At 37.6% G+C, this 19,393-nt stretch carries 16 protein-coding genes; all 16 read right to left on the reverse strand.

From position 1 onward, the window contains the following. Window positions 1-213 precede the first annotated feature (213 nt). Window positions 214-873 (reverse strand): CPBP family intramembrane glutamic endopeptidase, encoded by a 660-nt coding sequence (locus H5R64_RS00985; RefSeq protein ID WP_182580025.1) that lies wholly within the window; start codon window positions 871-873, stop codon window positions 214-216. Between the two features lies 1 nt (window position 874). After that, the gene (locus H5R64_RS00990) at window positions 875-1,504 is read right to left on the reverse strand and encodes a hypothetical protein (RefSeq protein ID WP_182580027.1); all 630 of its coding nucleotides are present in this window, start codon (window positions 1,502-1,504) and stop codon (window positions 875-877) included. After that, entirely contained in the window at window positions 1,504-2,088 is a 585-nt protein-coding gene (locus H5R64_RS00995; protein ID WP_182580029.1) for a hypothetical protein, read from the reverse strand. The genes H5R64_RS00990 and H5R64_RS00995 overlap by 1 nt, the downstream gene beginning before the upstream one ends. Window positions 2,089-2,106: 18 nt before the next feature. Next, window positions 2,107-3,303, reverse strand: a complete 1,197-nt coding sequence (locus H5R64_RS01000) for a phage tail tip lysozyme (RefSeq protein ID WP_182580031.1) — start codon at window positions 3,301-3,303, stop codon at window positions 2,107-2,109. 12 nt (window positions 3,304-3,315) lie between these two features. After that, window positions 3,316-3,573, reverse strand: coding sequence for a hypothetical protein (locus tag H5R64_RS01005; RefSeq protein ID WP_182580033.1), 258 nt, complete (start codon window positions 3,571-3,573; stop codon window positions 3,316-3,318). Beyond that, on the reverse strand, window positions 3,573-5,516 hold the full coding sequence (locus H5R64_RS01010) for a conjugal transfer protein (protein ID WP_220476657.1): 1,944 nt from the start codon (window positions 5,514-5,516) through the stop codon (window positions 3,573-3,575). Before H5R64_RS01010 ends, H5R64_RS01005 begins: the two co-directional genes overlap by 1 nt. 3 nt (window positions 5,517-5,519) lie before the next feature. Further along, the gene (locus H5R64_RS01015; protein WP_182580037.1) at window positions 5,520-6,182 is read right to left on the reverse strand and encodes a hypothetical protein; all 663 of its coding nucleotides are present in this window, start codon (window positions 6,180-6,182) and stop codon (window positions 5,520-5,522) included. Beyond that, entirely contained in the window at window positions 6,166-6,519 is a 354-nt protein-coding gene (locus H5R64_RS01020) for a hypothetical protein (RefSeq protein WP_182580039.1), read from the reverse strand. The genes H5R64_RS01015 and H5R64_RS01020 overlap by 17 nt, the downstream gene beginning before the upstream one ends. A 109-nt stretch (window positions 6,520-6,628) precedes the next feature. Beyond that, window positions 6,629-9,022: a pLS20_p028 family conjugation system transmembrane protein gene (locus tag H5R64_RS01025; RefSeq protein ID WP_182580041.1), complete on the reverse strand. Its 2,394-nt coding sequence runs from the start codon at window positions 9,020-9,022 to the stop codon at window positions 6,629-6,631. A gap of 5 nt (window positions 9,023-9,027) precedes the next feature. After that, on the reverse strand, window positions 9,028-11,985 hold the full coding sequence (locus H5R64_RS01030; protein WP_182580043.1) for a VirD4-like conjugal transfer protein, CD1115 family: 2,958 nt from the start codon (window positions 11,983-11,985) through the stop codon (window positions 9,028-9,030). A 106-nt stretch (window positions 11,986-12,091) separates the two neighbouring features. Then, a complete protein-coding gene (locus tag H5R64_RS01035) occupies window positions 12,092-13,255 on the reverse strand; it encodes a hypothetical protein (protein WP_182580045.1) in 1,164 nt (387 codons plus the stop codon). A gap of 165 nt (window positions 13,256-13,420) precedes the next feature. Continuing rightward, window positions 13,421-15,898: a coiled-coil domain-containing protein gene (locus H5R64_RS01040; RefSeq protein WP_182580047.1), complete on the reverse strand. Its 2,478-nt coding sequence runs from the start codon at window positions 15,896-15,898 to the stop codon at window positions 13,421-13,423. A 119-nt stretch (window positions 15,899-16,017) separates the two neighbouring features. After that, complete coding sequence (locus H5R64_RS01045) at window positions 16,018-16,311, reverse strand: hypothetical protein (protein ID WP_182580049.1); 294 nt, start codon at window positions 16,309-16,311, stop codon at window positions 16,018-16,020. An 86-nt stretch (window positions 16,312-16,397) separates the two neighbouring features. Beyond that, window positions 16,398-16,679, reverse strand: coding sequence for a hypothetical protein (locus tag H5R64_RS01050; protein WP_182580051.1), 282 nt, complete (start codon window positions 16,677-16,679; stop codon window positions 16,398-16,400). Beyond that, the gene (locus tag H5R64_RS01055; protein WP_231797891.1) at window positions 16,672-18,567 is read right to left on the reverse strand and encodes an AAA family ATPase; all 1,896 of its coding nucleotides are present in this window, start codon (window positions 18,565-18,567) and stop codon (window positions 16,672-16,674) included. Before H5R64_RS01055 ends, H5R64_RS01050 begins: the two co-directional genes overlap by 8 nt. Window positions 18,568-18,584: 17 nt before the next feature. Then, window positions 18,585-19,391, reverse strand: coding sequence for a hypothetical protein (locus H5R64_RS01060; RefSeq protein WP_182580052.1), 807 nt, complete (start codon window positions 19,389-19,391; stop codon window positions 18,585-18,587). Window positions 19,392-19,393 lie beyond the last annotated feature (2 nt).

Raw genomic sequence — 19,393 nt, forward strand, 5'->3', positions numbered from 1 at the left:
AAACGGAGAAGGAGGTAAAAGGAAAAGCTTTAATATCAGTCAAATATATCGTTTAAAGCACCAAAGATGAACTATTAAACAAAAAACTTTACCGTAATATTCTTACCAAGAATATCAACCCTCCGACAACAATAATAAATATATCAGAGAATCTAATTTATTGCAAGTATAATTTTAAATTATTTTTGAGAATCTGCAAATTGCTTGTATTAATTAGAAAAATAGTAGTAATGATAAGGTGCTCAAATTAAAAGTTATATGTGCAATCATACTTACTCGAATATCTTTGTAATGGTAGAAAAGCCATTGAAAGAATAAGCTAACCAATACATACTCCCCTACAGCATTATCTGCATGTAACCCGGCAAAGATAAAAGCAGTAATTAATGCAGCTATGGCGTTAATCCAAACAGTCTTATTTTTACCTTTTAGAAATTCTGCTAAATATTTACTGCAGATCGTAAAGAAAGAATCACGAAAGACTAGTTCTTCAACCATTGGGGCAATTAAAATCGTATAGGCAATAAATAGTGGGTACTTCTTAATGGCGGTCATTACCCCTGAGGTATTTTGCGATGGAATTGATACCTTAGTTATCAGAATAATACTGATAATTATTAATCCTTCTACAATTAAACTAGTAAGTCCCCAAATGAATCCTTTAAGCACTAGTTTTTTATCCATCTTTCTTAATAAAGTACTTCGATGAAGTAAAATTAATACCAGTAATAATCCTAGTAGTAACAATTCTTGAACTAATGCTACCTTACTTCCTACTACTGGTACCAAGGAAGTTGCCAATAGTAAACAAAGAAAATAGCTGATAACAGTGAATCCATCGCTTTTTAGAAATAAATAAATCTTATGCTTCATTTTAATTATCCTCACTACTTAATTCTCCAATACGATGTACCAAAGATAATTTATGCTGGTGTAAATCGTATTTTAATAGATAAATATCAGTATGCTGGGCCGGACTATGATTATCAGTTGAAGCAGAATAACTAACCTTAGCTAACCCCGTTAACGAGTGGTCATTGTTGTTAATGGTATTAGTAGATAAATTGACTGAATTAAAAGTAGAAACTACCTTTTGTGCTTCAATAATGCTATTACCAGTTACATCTTTCCCAGAATTAAATAGCTTCTTATCATTAAGTACATCGTCAGTAGCATAACGACTAGCATTATTTTTTCGTTGGTTCCATTCTTTCTGGCTACTAAAATTAAAGGCCACCGAGAAGAATCCATTAGCTGCTTTAAACATTTCATTATTAGTATTTAATTGGGTTTGTGTACTCTTTTGTGCAGGCGTTTTGGCTTTATCAGCTAACAAAGGATTTTCAACTTTTGTTTGATAATTCTTCAAAACCTGTTTTCGACTATTTAACGTGCTATTTATTCTAGCCAATTTAGCGTCAGTTTGATGACTATTTTGAACCCCACCTGCAGTTAAAAGACTACCAAGGACGATCAATATAATAGGTAGAGATTTATTATTCATTAATTTTCATCTCCCGACTGAACGTGATTAGAAGGTTGTTCTGATAACGGACTAACTGTTGCCGTTAAAACCTTTCCGGCTTTTAAATCATATGTTCCTTCAACTAGTATGTATTTTTTGGTACCGTCTTCTCGTTCAAATTGTGTATAAGTTTCAAAATTAACTTCACTGGGATTGCCCATTTTGCTAAAGGTAGTAACTACCCCATCATTTTTACTAGTAATGTACTTTCGAGTATTTCGATCTTGTGAGTATCCAACTAACTCTTTGGTTAACTTGGATCCCAAATCAGACACTAATTTATCCTTATTCTTATTAAAATCATCATCAGAATGGATTCCACCTAAAGCCAAACCAATACCTTCGTTAACTTTGTTTTCCCCATTTTGTTCTGCTAACTGCAGATCAAAATTTTTATCCTGAGGAGTAATATTATTAGCTTGCTCCTTATATTTTTTAATTTGAGCATTGGTTGAGCTTAAGTTTGCTTGTGCTTGTTTAAGCTTTTTTCCACTGGGCCACGATAGAATCCCAAAAATAATGGTAATTACCGCAATTACATATAAAACGCCTGTTTTCTTCAATTTATTTCACCCCAATACTTAATTTTTGGCAACAGGTTCACAGAAGATCCGTTGGTCATTCCCAAGGGCAGTACCAAACGCATATTCAAAGGTGTGTTCGTTAACATCATCGCCACCCCCACCTTCGTTAATCACCTTGGTACTCATACCATGCCAGTTTTCAGCAAGAATAGCGGTGTGCCCACCAGCGCCTGTTGAACCTGGGCCTCCGCAAACCACAATATCACCAGCTTTGGCAGAACTTTCATCAACTTGCTTTAAGTACTGATGAGGGCCGGTTGCATCTTGATACATAGAACCGGTATACCAACCACCGGCCGGAACCTTATAGCCAGCTAGATAACAAACTAACCAAACGAAGCCAGAACAGTCAGTTTGACCATCATGACGGACATCTGAAACACTATGACTACTAGTATTACTCATAGTGTTCTGCAAAACTGGACGAGCATAAGCGTATGAGAAGTAGCCTAATAATTTCTTTGCTATATCAAGCATCTCACCGCTACCTTCTCCTTCTGATCCGTTCGGACATGCTTGACCAGAAGCAGCATCAGAATTTGCACCAGCATCACCAGCAGCAACAACATTGCCAAGCAAACTGTCATTAGCACTAATAGTAGAGCCACCAAATTTTTGATAAGCCTCTCGGGCAACCGCTTGTCGTTCAGCGGTCTTTTGGCCAGGTGCTTGTTCATATTCATCTTGCCAAATTTTAGAAGCTTCTGAAGGATCGGTTGCGTGTCCAACCTTAGACTTAACAGAAGCATAACTGTGAGCTAATTCATAGGCTGCTAGCTTTAGTTCATTTTCAAGGGTTAAATCAGCATCACTTTTAATAAAGCCACCTTGATGAAGCCGGTCACCGTTAATTCCACCAGCACCCCACTGAAAGATGCCCTTAACACTTCCACCATTTGCTTTAGGATCATATCCCGACTCAATCGAAGCATTACCAACAACCCCAGCAGCTCCTGCTCCGGAAAAGCCCAGATTTTTAACGAAATAATCAAAGATTTTCTTTGCGTTATCATTCAAATTAGCAGAACTAGTTACGTCACCATTAGGACTCATATCATTAGAGTCTCCCTTACAATTTCCTGCTTCTAGTGCGAACAACCCTGAAACAAGGCCACCTAATAAAAGCAAGAAGACACCAAATCCTACTATCCCAGCAGTAATAATCATCCAATGGTTTTTTATTCTTTTTTGCATTTAGTTCACCTCTTAAAGCCAATCTAATAACTTAAAAAGGCCAAGAAGTAGCGCAAAAGCCATCATAAAAATCAAAAAACTGATATTAACCCGGTCCGACTGTTGATTAGTATTTCGATCATTTTCTTCATCATTATTTTTTATGTAATCAGCTCTTGCTCTTACATAATCCTTAGACCTTTTTTGAAAGTCTTGATAGTTATACTTTGCTGCTTTTAATGGATGAGGGAAACGATGACGCTTCTTTGAATCTTTTTTAGTAATCGCCATTACATACCGCCTCCATAGACTTTCTTTTCTTCATCAGAAAGTTGAACATAGAATCGAATATTACGATCACCGTTAATGTTCATTAGGCACTCTCCTCGTCGCAACGTGGTCAAACCTTGAAGTTCAGCCATTGACATTGACTTACCGAGTGCAACCTTTAATCGTGGTAAGTCATCATTAGAAATTTGGAAGAAAAAGTTAATTTGGAATAGTGAGAAGATCTTTTGAACAGCAATAATGTACGGACTATCTGAACTAACATTAACGATTAAATCTTTAATCGTAGGTGCCGCCATTGTAATTGCACAGTTGTTCTTCCGCATTTGTTCCATCATTGAAGCCAAAAATTCAACCCCATATGAGAAGTGTGGATTAATCAAATTTTCAACTTCATCAAGGTTCAAGTAGTACCACTTGGCATCATCTTCAGTAATCTTTCCAGCTTGTAGTAATTGTCGTTGCCTCAAACCATTTTTAATGATTTCTCCTTCAAGTAAGGTCAATACTTGATAAATTTGTGCATTAAAAACATTTTTTCCTTGTGCATTAAGGCTTTGTAAATTAAAAGTAACAACTTGTTCATTACTTAAGTCCGGGAATTTGGTATAGCCTTCAAACATAGAACGTTTATTATTTAATAGTCCTTCAAAAGTATTAACAATTCGTACCATTGAACGTTGTTCCATATCGGTTGGTCGCCGTCGTATATCACTCGTTGCTTTTCGTTTCTGTTCTTTAGCAAATAAGACAAAATCTTCAAGGGTTGGGTAAGCATCTTTAGGTAAATAAAGATTGGTTACCTTAATATCTGGTTGAACCTTAGCGGCATTAGCAACCCAGACATTCTGAGCGACATAGAACTTATTAAGCCATTGTTCAAACACCCCGAGATCATCGTCATTAACCTTAGGATTAAAGAACCGTAACATATTCTTTAGTTTCGTAATTTGCCGGTTAAATGAGCTAATTTCATTACTACTACCATCTTCGTTAATTTCTGTTGGGAAAATTTCAAATGGATTAATCATAAATTCCGGCCGAGCTAAGTCAACTACTACTCCTGATTGACGTTTAGTTTGCGCAGAGTATTCCGAGGAAACATCAAAATTGCGAATAAAAGCGCCACGAGCGAATACATCGTCATTCATTTTCTTTAGTAAGGTTGACTTACCCATACCAGCGTTACCGGTAACAAAAAAGAATGATCGTGTCCGAATATCGTCTCGTTGGAACGGATCAAACATAACTTCCCCATTAGTTTTGGTATAGCCATAATAAGAACCATGAGGATCATCCAACTTAACGTGATTGAAAGGATAAAATCCGGTCAGGTTCTCAGCATCAATTGGGGTACCTTCTGGCTTATTTACCATTCCTTTTTCCCTCATTGTCGGAACAAAGATGCTTTGAAAATCATCAAGTTGCTCACTACTGTAGCGTCCAAATCTGAACTCATGATTATCATGAATAATCTTTCGGCAACGCTTATCAAGTTCTTCAATTGTTTCAGCATAGACAAACGTTCTGATATATAGTCGCTTCACAATTTCATGTTGCCGAGTCATCTTAATTAATAAATTACGTAAGTCCTCATATTTCCCACCAGCAGTTAAGTTATCAATAACTTTATTTTTCCCGGAAATACGGGAGTACTCTTCACCAGCAGCTGAGTCAATCGCTTTTTGAATTGCTTCTTGATCTTCGGTTCCCACAGAAACAACACTCATTGTGTTCATATTATTAGTTAACGGTACTCCCCAAAATCGACCTAAACCTTGAGAAGGATAACGATAAACTCGTAAGCAGGTTAGGAAGCCATCTCCCATCTCAATATACCGACCATGTACTCGTAAATTCCCTTGAGTTTGAACTTTTGCTAAGAAATCAAGATCATATCCAGCTTCTTCATATCGTCTAATCTCTTTTCCTTTCACCCTTTTCATCTCCTACTTAATTTCTGTATTTAGATTATTAATTCTAAACAAAATTTCTTTCTTCTTTTCCAAAGTAATCTGGTTCATAATTAATGCTTCACCACCAGAATTAATTGACGAGCTACGCTTATCTCGCACTTCTTCTTTATCCTTACCAAAAATTAATAGGTAAAATTCCTCAGAATGAAGCATTTGTTCAACTAAAATGTTGTTATTCTGTTTAATCCGGATGTAATAAAGTTGCGTTTGCAACTGTTTACGTCGAATAGCATTAGTTTCTCTTCGTAACTGATTACTTACCTTGATATAGCGTTCACCCCAGAAACTTTTTTGCGGACTAGTATCCACTGGAAATGGCGTAATAATGTATTTATGATCTGGTAAGAAGACTTGGAGGAATCTGTGGTAATCACTCAGGACGATATTTTGTTGTTCATAAGTCAGGGAATAAAGACCATAACCTCGAATATTAATTAAATCCATATAGCTTCCATCACGAGCAACAATTAAATGATCATGGTCAGCTGTAATCGCTTTGTAGTTAAATAATTTGAGGATTGACGAATCCAAATTAGGATCAGATCCATTGAATTTTAGTAAATCAGACAAATCATTTTTCTTTTTATTACTGCCGATTCTGCCAACTTTTGTTTTCTTATTAGTTTGAATTACCATGAGACCATTCCTCCTTTAATTTTTCTAAAGGTCGAAATTCATAGTAGCCAAATGATTTGTAGCTTTTTGGTTTTCGATCCTTGAGCAGCATCCAAATAACTTCGTAGTTTCTTTTACCCGGATTAGTAAGTGGGTGTAAATCTAAGTAGAAGGCGAACACAATTGCAACAATAAAGAACAGGAGACTTTTAGGTTTTTCAGTAGGTGGAAAACCATTGTTCATCATTAAATAAGCTGGAACTATTACCGCTGCTAGACAGCAAATATCCTTTATGAAGAACAGGCCAATTTTAATTCCTTCGCCAATTCCACTAACAACCCCATAGTTATCGTTCATTGCTAAAACTATCCTTTCCTCTTTGTTAAATCACTTAGATATTACGTAAATTAATTCTGTATACAACAATTGCCAACTAAAAAAGCCAGCTTTACAGCTGACCTTTTTATTAATCTAATTGGTCGCTATCACGACCATGAAGATTCCCAGTTCCAATATTGAATCGGTGATTCTTAAGATATTGAGTTGAATGTTGTCGAACGGATCTTGAGACATTAGAAACCCGATTGCCGGTAGATTGAAGTGTATTACCAATGCGTACACCTGCATTTGGTGTTGAAGTACCGGTACTTGTTGATTGAGTTTGCCCAACATCTGAAGAAGTGGCTGAACTAGTAGTACCTTCATCAAATGACGGCTTTTCTCCTTGCGGTTGACCAGAGCTCATATCATTAAGCCAATCTGACTGGCCTTCAAAACTATCATCTTTTGGAAAGCCGTTTTGATTACCAATGCCATTCTGTCCGTTTGGATCAAACTTATCATTACTGTTTAAGTTAGGATCATTTTCCCAACTATTTTCAGATTCAGGATTATCAAGACCATGATTATTAGGATCTTCCGCCACATTAGCATTAGGATCCATATTCATATTTTGAGTAGGATCATTAGAATCAATTCCAATTGGATTTTGATTAGTTGGATCATCTGAAACAGGACTCATGTCTTGATCGTTACTAATACCGTTTTGACCAAAGTCATTTGACCAACCATTCTGATTTTGACTATCAGGTGTTTGACCACTAATGCCATTATTTGCTTCATTATTATTGGTGAAGCCATTGTTAACATTAGAACTATTAGTTCCTTGGTTTCCACCATTAACGTTTTGACCTCCAGATTGGCTAGCACTATTTTGACTATTCCGATCACCAGACTTAGAGATTCCAGTTTGGTTGTTCTGGTTATTCTGTGAACCGCCTTTTTGATTCTGCTGATTAGTATTTGTTGTCTGTGGATTATTTTGACCGTTTTGTTGCGAACGAGTGCTTGAAATACCATGAGTATCGTTTTGACCATTAGACTTATTACGACTACTATTAATACCGTTTGTCCGACTATTACCGCTGGTTAGACTGCTATTGCTCCGATTATTACTAAATCGACTAACAGCACCGCCAACTTTACCCATCGCACCACCGGCTAGTCCTGCAGTGGCACCAACCGCAGCACCACCTAATGCGCCAACAGCCATTGCTTGTCCTGCTTCATCAGATAGGCCTTGAGATACCCCCGTTACTCGCTCAAGGTAATTAAGGCCACCAAACATAGCAAATGCTCCACCGGCATATAGCATCAGAATAACAATACTTCGTTCGAACCAGTTCATACCAGGAACCTTAGCCTGGCACACCACTAATCCAATTAAGTAGACCCGAATTAAAGCCATCATAAAGACAATTGAAGTATACATACCTGCAATCGAAGAGATTAAATCCCTTAATTTTTTAGTAGACCTGATACTTCGATAAGCTACCAAAGGAGCAATAAAACTCATTAGAGTTAGTTCATAGGAATCTTTACATACACGAATACCGGCAATAAGGAGGACAACGCCAATAATAAGGCTCTGACCAATAAGCCCGATCCAGTTAACCGAATATCGTGAATAATATCTATCATTCAAGGTCCCCAACCCAGCGTTAGAATTCTTAGCAATGATATAGCCACCACCAACTTGATTATGTTCATCTTCAAGGTGGTAGTTCATTGCCGCTTCTCCAGCCTTATACTTGCTTAGCTTTAAATCATCATTCATCGTCTTCTTATCTAAGTACTGACCAAAGTCCATTTCTTTAACTGCTTTAGGAGAATTAATAACATTCCAATTAGCTACGTTCCGAATTTTCTTAGCTTCAGGTTTATACTTGAAATTACCAAAGTCACGTCTAATTAAGGTACTTAAATCTATTACATTGTTTTTTATTGGTTGCACAGCAATATCAGTTGTCATTTCGGTACCCTTGACACTCTTAATTGCACTTTCAGCATCAACAGCAACTGTATTAAACATTTGCATCATCATTGGTAACAAAGTCATTGTCATTGCAGCCAACACCACATTTGTACCAATTTTTCCCCAGTCAGAGCGATGCATTAATGACTGAAAGGCAACAATAAGTAACCCAAGCGCTAGTAATGACCAACCCATAAATTGAAAGAAATACCATAGTCCATACAAGGGGCCACTAGAATTAGAGATATTCCCTTCCCAGCCTAGAAAGCTAAAAACTGTATCGTAAATATCTTCTAGTCCTCTATCAGTGCTAAATAGAAGATTAACTGTTGCTTTTTGGAGATAACCATAAGTAGCGTGAAGAAAGCCATAGTTTAAATGCAAATAGGAAGACCAGTTTATATAGAAATTAATAACTGTGCCCGTATCACCATCAGGAATTTTAGTATAGGGACCTCCAGCAGCTGCCGTACTGAACGAAGTCTCTGTAATTGCAAACAACGATAGCTTGGTTAGGGCATATTTAATTAGTGCAATTAAGTCCAACTTTCTCATCCTTTCATTAAATTATTAATTTTTTGGTTAATCACTTCTCGAAGTGAGTTATATAACTCTGAGTTGCCAGCAAACAATTCTCTTAGATATTCCCAATCGTTATGTTTTGGATCACGCCAAAAGTCATAAGTCCGATTGAAAAATTCTTGGCGAACTTCCGAAGGTGGAACATCCTTAAGATAGCTATAAATCAAGGCATTTATATCAGTTAAGAAGCGGTGATTATCTAAGATGAACTCATCAAATATTGGCTTATCTTCTGATTCATCGTCTATTTTCGTAGTCTCTTGACTGATTTGAAAACTAGCGTCAGAAACATTAGCGTTAACATTCTTCTGTGATTCACCGGTTTCTGTCTTTGACTCTGATTCCGATGGTGCAAAGCTTCCACTTTCTTCATTAGCTTCTGTGTCATCATCGGTATCAGTTGAAATTAGTTGTAAATAAGCATCGTCATAATTAATTCTGATTTTGTCTAAGTCTAAATTACGATGAGGAGCCTTGATCCCAATATCCGCAACTGTTTGTCCATCATTGTATTCATCTTGAAGAAACTTATGGATGAATGGCATCTTAGTAACCCCGTGGGCAAAGATTGGATAAGCCATGATCGAATGATCCTTTTGATCTTGACGATAAGTCGTCCGGAGCGTTAACATTTCACCACCCATGAAATTGGTTAACTCGGTTGGTGAGAGAATCGGTTGACTAATATAAGAACTGCTTACATTTCCGCTTTGTGAATCACCACGTTTACTACTATTGCTGGTAACATCAACTGTTCGTTTACCAGCCAGAGTAGAAATAGTTTGTGCCGTCTTGTCAGAATTAGTTAAGATATAGAGCCAATTAGCGCAATTAGATTTAATTGTTTCGGCCTGGCTCTTTGAATAGTGATCCTCAAGTTGCTCAAGGTTCTGTACAAAAATATCAAATAAGATTCCAGCAGATAGACCAATTGAAATCTTTGTTTCCATCTTATTAATTGTTGGAATATTACCAAACTCGTTTCCGATAATGTGCGTCCGGGTGACCAATTTACGACCATTCTTTTCTGCCATTTTCCATAAGGCATTAAAGATTTGATCAACCGCAAACGCTGGAATTTGGTTATAAGAAGGATTATTTGGCGGTGTAACCATAAATAATGCCACCGGAGCTTCTGAGTAATCAAATTCAGTTTTGATCAATTCCCCATGGAGTTGATTATTAGCAACCGATAGCGATACCCGACTTAACACTGGTTTATGGCTGTATTCATCAACAACATAATTATTTCGAGCCAGTCCTTTGCGTTTGAAAACTTTTCGACCTGCAAAAGTCACTGAATCATTCATAATTACTGTTTTATTACGTCGGAAATTAAAGGACACTCCAATCTTAAAGTTTTCCGGTAGTTTCTCTCGAACGGCATAATCTAAATGGCATAACTTATCTACCGAACAGTTGTTAGTTTCAATTACTTTTCCCGTTGAATCAGTAATCTTAATAATTGCGGTACTAAAGCGATATTCTTTAGGAAATACTAACTTTAATCGCCGAGGGAAACCTAGCCGTTCAAAGTCCAAAGTATTTAATGAAGTTAAACGACCAATACTGGTTTGCAGGTAAATCTTAATCGGCCCGATCGCCGAGCTATAAATGTTCCCTTGAGTTTCGTCACCTGAGAATTTACTTTGGGCAAATGAATCAAGCGCCATTTGACGCCAACGACTATAACTTGAAGACTGCAGTTGACGTAACTTAGTAAAGTACATAACTAGCATGGGCTTCTTAGCAATTGGCTTGTCATCGTCAACTTCTGGTAAATCGTCATCCTTACCCGGGATAATTTGTCCCTCTTTATTAATCAGGACTTCTTTCCCACCTAAGTCAGTCATCATATGGATAACGTTATCCATCGTTATCTCTTTCCAATTCCGGTTGTTTCGTTCTGCATGATCAATTAAGGCTAAAACAAGACTACTCAGCAGGTTGATTGAAGATTCTTGCCAAAACTTATCTTTAGCATTGGGATCAGCATAAATTGTCGTAGCTAGCGAGTTAATTGCTTCTTGCGCTTCATCATAATAACCATCCTTAGCATAATTAATGACTGCTTGGAGTGGGTTATACGACATTGAATAGTTAGTATCACTAACGTTTAGCACAGCAATTTCATATCCTCGTTTTTTGAGGTTTAAATAAGTCTTCGCTAATGTTTCCGTCTTGGGGTCAAAAATTGCCATGGAGCACTTCTTAGCTGCCCGAGACAAAATATCAATTAATGGAGTAACTTCAGTCTCATCCTTACCAGAACGAGTAGTACCAATTCCTAAAGTATTAACGGTAGTTTGGTCGATTGCATAAAACCCTTTAGTAACCTTAGTTGTATGTGACAACCAAGGTTTTAAGTAATCACGAACAAAAAGCACTGGATGGTATTTAATAAAGATTGACCATGGTTGGAAGTGAGCAACTGGCACTCCGCCGTATCCCGGAAATTCAAGATCCCGATCGGCAATCATCGGATATTGACGTAAAATTTCTGGTTCAGACGTTAGCCGGTCATTACCATATTGATTAGCTTGTCGTGGTCGCCAGCGAGCGTGAATTCGTAAAATTGGTCGTGACCAGAAAATTATAAAAGTAATCTCTAAAACTAAGAAAATTACTGGAAATTGCTTAGCAATGGCGAAATTTCCTAAATTGCTTATTGAAGTAGCCTGATCTAATTCATTTCCATAAGTTGCATTAGTTTGACCAAGGAATAAGCCATGTAAGCCGTTTTTAGTTACTGGATCTTGGAAGAACGTCCAAACTCCACCAAGAACTCCGGTAAGCCAGCACATGACAATACTGGAGATAACAATTGTTATTAAGTACATAAATACAAGACCACCTGGAGAACCGAGAAAATGTGGTTTTTCCTCTTTTCTTTGGCGCTCTTTATCGTAATCATGATGCAATATCATTTTTGAAAGGCTCCTTTTCAATTCATCAGAGCTAGATTAAGACGGTTACCTCAATCGACAATCTTTCGCCAAATAAAAAAGCAGTACTAAAAGTACTGCCTAATTTTTATTTTTTCTCTTTGGCTTCTCGGCAACGCTTAATTACATGACCTAATCCAATACCAGCTAATATACCACTCATGGCTAAACCAATTCCCTTTTCAACTGCTGGTTGAGCCTGATCAGCACTAGTTTGGGGCAAAGTCTGAGCACCTTGTCCATTACTTTGAGCACCGTTAGCACTACCTGCAGAACTTCCTCCACCGTTAGCATTGCTTGGATTACTGGAAGCTGAAGAAGAACTAGCGCTGGAGTTAGAACCGGAGTTTGCTCCTGAACTAGTGCCATTTGAGTTTGAAGCGGCTGTACCACTCCCATTAGTACTACTGTTAGGATCTGGAAGTGCTGTTGTCTTATCGGCACTTTCATTAGCTGATTTAGCCTGATCATTAGTAGACGAAGTAGTATTTGCTTGAGAGCTTTGAGTCGAAGCTGAGTTGGCTGATGAACTACTACCATTAGGATCCATCAATGAAGTAGCATTTGATTGCTTTATTGAACTAGCTGAATTGCTGGATTTAGCCGAACCAGCGTCTGACTTAGAATTCTGACTATTGGAAGTTGATGAATTACTACTAGAATCCTTGCTGCTAGTACTAGATGAACTGTCACTATTAGGATCCATCGAATCCGTTGACGAAGTACTACTGTCATCAGCTGGTTTAGTAGTTGACTTATTCCCTTTAGTAGTAATTGTAGTTGTGACTACCACTGTTGACCCATCATCGCTAGTAGTCGTCTTAGTAGTGATTTGCCTTCCAGCTTTTCCCTTTACGGTAACATCATCATTATCCGTAGTATCCTTGGCTACATAAACATTCCAAACGACTTTCCCGTCATTGTCACTATAATGCTTGTCTTTGCCACCTTTTTCGGCTAGATCATAAACAAACTTATCAGTCCGCTTATAGCCATCTGGCAACTTTAATTTAGTATCATTTGCAAAGGTTTTCCCGTTACTTGCTAAGGTGAGTTGCTGGTGTCCCACTGTTTTACCTGTTTGTTGATCAACAAAATCAACTTCTTGGGTGTCCGTAACTTCAAGTGAATCTGATGCTACATCGGCATGAATAGTTGATGATTGACTATTCATAAAGCCAATTGATGATCCGGTTGCTAACAAAGCTGCCAACAGAAATTGACTAGAAAGCTTACTATAACTAGATTTCATAGGCATATCCCTTCATTTCGTATAATTTTGAAATTAAGATGAGTTCTTCTTAATTCACCTTAAAACTACCGCTCCTAACTCATTACCAATCTTTCGCCAAAAAAGCTCAAGGGACGTAAATTCCTTTGAGCTTTTAAGGTATTAAGAAGGTATAAGCAGATATAATTAATTTGCCTCGTCAACCCGAGTGGCCAAGTAATTATTTCCAGCAGTTTGTAATAAGTTTTGGGCCTGCGTAGCTCGGTAGTGATCATTCATCTTCAAATCATTTTCCATCGCCTTAACTGCTGCATTAGCTGCAGAGGCATCATTATCAATAATTGCTTTATCTAGGTCATAGTACCTCTCATTGGAATATTTAGCTAGTTTACTCCGTGAGTTTTCATGGAGTGCGACTAATGCTTTCTTATTAGCTTCACTTTGAGAAATACTTTGCGGGGTAGCCTTCTTAGCAGCGGCCACCTTAGCATTCATCGTTTTAGTCATTTCAACCATTTGTTGATTATGAACTTGCTGCTGATGGTAAATGGTATACCCACCAGCACCAATAAGTAGTAGTGAGAAGACTACCAAACCAGTAGTTAATCGACGGAATCCTTTAAGCATTAATTTCATCTGATGATCACTTACAGGCGAGTTAGCTGGTTGCTTATTAGTTTCGCTAGCTTGAGAATTAGGCGTATCGTTACCAAGCATCTTAGCCACCTGTAGAGAAACTAATTTATCAATCATCTCATTAGTTTCAGTATTGGACTTATTAACTTTATCGTTTGCCTGCTTGGTAGTTAAGTTATTAACCTGCTGATGTAAGCCATCAATAGTGTGCTTATTAGCGTGAAGGAGAGCTTCTTGGTCTTCATTAATCTTTTGGAGCTTATTTCGTTCAGAAGTAACTGAGCCCAATTGTCTTTCCACTTCTTGTAATTTTTGATTGGCTTGTTTCAAGTCTTCAAATGGTGATTCTAGCCGATGCTTTTCGTTCTCAACTCGTTGTTGTGAGATGTTAACTTCTTTAGCGCTATTATTTTCTTGAATAGCCTTAAGCTTAAATTTATCCAAGTCATCGTTCATTTTATGGAAGGCTTCCTGTAAAACCTTATCACCATCAGAACGTAATTGGGAAGATAGGGTTCGAGCATTAAGTTCCAGTTGCAAAGAAAGCTTTTGAACTAATTCTTCCTCAGCCTTTTGCAATTCTGCATCATGTTTAGATAGGCGATCCTTAAAGATCGACTCAGCTTGCTCAGTGTACTTCTGGTTAATTGAACTTTCGCTATCTTGTTTTTTGATTTTAGTCTGATGTTCAATTTCATGCACTTGTGCATGATAAGCTTCTTGGGCTTGATCAAGTTGCTTTTGTTGGTCAATATCAAGTTTTTGATTTGCTTCATCAATCTTAACGTTGGCTTTTTCTTGCATTATTGCTTGAATATCACTAAAGATTTTATCATCGTCATGTTGGTGTTCAGCATGGAATTTCTTAACTGCTTGATCAACCTTTTTACTAGCTTCCTGACGATCTTTGATAATTGCCTTTTCGTTCTTATCAGAAATTTGCGAAGCAATCTTGCGTAGTTCTACATTAAACGTTTTCCGTTTTTGATTAACCTGATAATCAACATATCCTTCAGTACCAGGTTCAACTGGATCAAAAACGGACACACTAAATTGTGGAGCTTCCACATGCCCCTTTGTCTGAGCATTAGCCACCTGATCTTGAGCTTGATCTTCAATGCTCTTTCGAATGGTTCTTCGAGTCAAACTATGATCAACCTTTGGTGCTTCACTCTGAGTTTGACTGGCTGGTGCGGCAACCGTTGATGATACGCCTAAGGTCCTTACACCTTCGCTATTAACTGATTCGATTAATGAACTAGCGCTTGAATTAGTAGTAACAGGAGCTTCTTTAGGAGTGTTATTTACCGGTATTGCTGCAGTCGCTGATTGAGAATGTGGATCATAGAGTGACTGAGAGCTTGGATCATAAATTGGGGTATCTGCCCTGACTGGAGTATCATCCTTAACCATACTTGGATTAGCTAAAGCCGGAATTGTTAATTTCACGTTACCCGACTCTGCTTCTTCAACAGTTGGAAGCTTGGCAACCTCATTTTCAGATAAATGAGTTGATCTTAAATAAGCATCTCGAATTTCATTACAATAATCTATTTTCTCTTCATAAGTACCATTATTTTCAGGATCATTAAAGATCTCTTCAAAAATCTTAACCGTCATATTTTGATACTCGCTAGAAATAAAGAACTCATGTCCTTCACCTTCCAAACGAATTTTTTCATGCGGATTACCGTCTGGAGAACCAATTTTACCAACTTTTGTCTTTTCATCAGGATCATATTCCCAAATACTAAAGTAAGCGAAAGTAATTGGTTTAGCTGTTTTAGCTGCAATATCACGTAGCTTAATGAAAAAATCTTCAGCACTTTCAAAACTAGCAAATGGTAATGTTTCGTTTATTGCCGGTTTATTATTTTGTTTTTGCTCACCAGATACAGAATCTAAGGCATTCTTTACTTCTGCATTATTCTCCGGAGCAAATTCTTTAGCCAGCTCAAAGCGAACCAGATAATGGTCATCAAAGGGCAGGCCTTTACCATGACCAAATAATTTATTGATTAGACCCATACCTTAATATCTCCTTAATATATTTATAATCACTAATAGCATAGGGGAGTATTAAGCTTTAGCAACTTTTGCCACAAAAAAAGCCTGGTAAATACCAGACTTTTTCACACAATTAAAGCTTAGCTAAAACCGCCGTCACTACCCATAACGTCCTGGATATAGCTAATAATTCCAAGGGCGATTAAAGCAATAGCTACAGCGCCACCTACCCGAAGCCAAATTTTCTTACCTTTTGATTTACCTTCTTCACCACCACTGTAGTAGTAGGAACCGACAACAATCATTACTCCGCCAAAAATTAACAGAACACCAGTTAACTTACCACCAAAATTATTAAGGCCACTTTTTACACGATCAAATGCATCATTTAGGTAAAGTGACGGTAAGACTTGAGTCACGAACCAAGTTTTCATTACTCTCTAACCTCCTTTATTAATGAGTTCAGAGGTTAGAATAGTAATGATTTAAAAAATACAATCTTTCGCCAAAGAAGTTAGTTTTACTGGTTTGAATTATCAGAATTAAATGGTTGTGACTCTTGTGGCTCTTTATATGGTACCTGTTGAATGATTTTCCGGTACCAAGAATCTAATTCACTCACTGACTTAATGTGATAATGTTTAACAATTTTCTCTCCTAGTTCAATAAAAGCTTTGTCTGTTTCTTCCTCTTGCGAGGAACGCAGCTTAGCCTTTTCATCCTTTAAGGTTTTCTGAGCTTTTAGGACTGCCGCTACTTGTTTATTAGTCTTGTTTGAATCTAGTAAAACTTTCTTAGCCATTTAATACACTCTCCTCATCTGGCAATAAACTCCATTTAATTTGTCGACCATTCTTGTTGTGTCGTTGTTGTGGCATCCGTTGGTATTCATTTCGATTATCAATAATGGACGCCTTTATGCGGTGACGATTGTTATTTGGATCCGACTCAAGCTGTAAGACATCCATACTAATAATTGATGTAAATTCTTCATTTATTTTTCGTTCAAGTGGACGAGCACCATTCTCAATGTCCGTCCCAACGTCAGCTAAGTAGTTAAGGACGTCATTTCCATACTCAAATTTGAATCCCCGGCTAGCTAAACGTTTGTTAAGCACTTGTAAATCATGATTGGCAATTTGCAAGATAATATTCCGAGTTAACATGTTAAAGACAATTTTGTGGTCAATTCGGTTAACAAATTCCGGTCGAAAGATGGTAGTTAATTCATCTTGAATTAACTGTCTAAATGCTTTTTGCCGCCGTTCAAGCGTTAAAGTAGAATCTTCATCATCCGTGTTAACTTCTTTAATCGCATCAATTGAGGCTTGATAGCTTTGGCGATCAGCAATTAGTTCCGCAGCTAAGTTAGTGGTCATGATAATAATGCAATTACGAAAGTTAGTTGTTCGTCCTCGACTATCACGAAGTTCTCCGGCATCGAGAATTTGTAGTAGGCGGTCATGGACTGGAGTACACGACTTTTCAATTTCATCTAACAATAAAATACAATATGGTTGTTTCTTCAGAGTTTGTGTAACCATATGTTGAAAATGTTCAATTGAATCCCGTTCACTAAATTCAGACATATCAAATCGAACTAAGGAGCGGTAAGAATCAAATAAGTAGTACGAAAGTGCTAAGGCTAAGGCAGTTTTACCAGTTCCGGTTGTTCCTAGGAATAAGAACGAAGCTAACGGCCGATTAGGTGATTGTAAACCTGCTTTAGCAATTGCAATCGCATTAGAGACTTCATTGATCGCCCGGTCTTGTCCTTTAACCAGTTTACGGAGGTTACCAGGCAATTTACGCAATCGTTCAGAATCATTACTTAATACCGTAGTTACTGGGATTCCCCGCATTTCTTGAAGAACTAGGGCAATATCTTTTAAATCCACTATTTTTTGCTTTTTAGTAGCGGCAATTGCGCCAGCTTGATCCAATAAGTCGATTGCCTTATCCGGTAGGTAGCGATCTGCAATATAGCGAACCGAGAGATTGACTGCCCCTTTTACGGCTGCATCAGTATAAGTGACGTCATGGTAATCTTCATAGTTCTTTTGAATTCCTTTGAGAATGGTAATTGCTGTTTCTGGTGTTGGTTCCTCAACATTAACCTGTTGGAAACGACGTTGTAGCGCTGGATCTCGTTCAATGAATTTGTAATATTCATCGAGTGTCGTTGACCCAATTAACTGGATTTCCCCCCGAGCCATCGCTGGCTTTAAGACATCACCCAAATCTAGCGCACCATTAGCTTGATCAACCCCCATAATGGTATGAATTTCATCAATAAACAGAATAACTTGGCGGTGACTAGCTTTAACTTCTTCAATAATCTTGAGAAAAATACCGATGGGGTCTTCTCGTCCTAAATTGGCAATTTGTAACACCCGAATATGCTTACCAGCCAATTGCGGGCCAACTTTTCCGAGGGCAATATTGCGAGCCAATCCTTCGACAATTGCCGTTTTACCAACCCCAGCATCACCAATTAGGATTGGATTATTCTTGGTCTTTCGAGCTAAGTTATACTCTACTTGGCGCATTTCCTGATCACGAGCAATCGCCTTAAAGTTATTAGGATTTCTTTGGGCCGCTTCGGTTAAATCATCGGTATATCGTTCTAAGACACTTATCTTTTTCGTCTTAGAACTATTTTTTTTAACTAGACGTTGATTATCACTCAATGCTAAGCCTCCTTGGGTTATAGTCCACTGCTTACGTCAACAGATAATGGTCCGGCATCTAAGGGACCATTTTGTTGGTCAACATCTTGTTCTTGGTCATCAGCCATCAGATTAGTTGTAGCAGTTGTGTCATTATCATTATTGCTAGTCTCGCTTGATGATTGGGTATCTTGATCGGCTAAAACTGCATCATTATTGGATTCATTATCATCTTCATCATCAAAGAAACTATTAGTAATTGACGAACCAGTTCCTTGGTTAAGGGCTTCTTTTTCTGGATCAACAATTTTCTTTTGTTGATGTAAATTAAAATCATGAGACACCGGTGTTTTAACATCACTCAGTGGTTCCTCATCGTCTTCTTCAGAGCTTACATTGTTAACGTTAGGTTGATAGTTGTATCCATAAGCAGAAAAATCATCTTCTGGTTCTTGAGTATCAAAAGTATCTAGTGAACCAAGTGAAGGTTGTTGTTGCGATGAAACTGCAAGGCTACCTAAACGCTTATAAATCTTATTGAGCCATAGAATAATGGGGTCATTATGGCTTGTTGTCGGGTTGAGAGATGGCTCTTCAATCGGACTAGCTTTCTTGAGATTCAACATTGTTTGGGATAATTCAGGAATAACCGTTGTTTCTAACCTTAGCTTCCAGCCACTGCCCGGTTCTGGTTGACTATCGTTAACGAAATAATCCATCCATTGCTTAGAAGAGATAATTAAGGTTAAATCACCAGACTTAGTTGAAAAATTAACTAACAGATGGCTTTTTTCGTTACTTTGATTAGGCTTTGCACTCTTAAACTTTGCTTCAATTTCAAACATAA

The sequence above is a fragment of the Limosilactobacillus fastidiosus genome (assembly GCF_014145505.1).
Lineage (GTDB): Bacteria > Bacillota > Bacilli > Lactobacillales > Lactobacillaceae > Limosilactobacillus > Limosilactobacillus fastidiosus.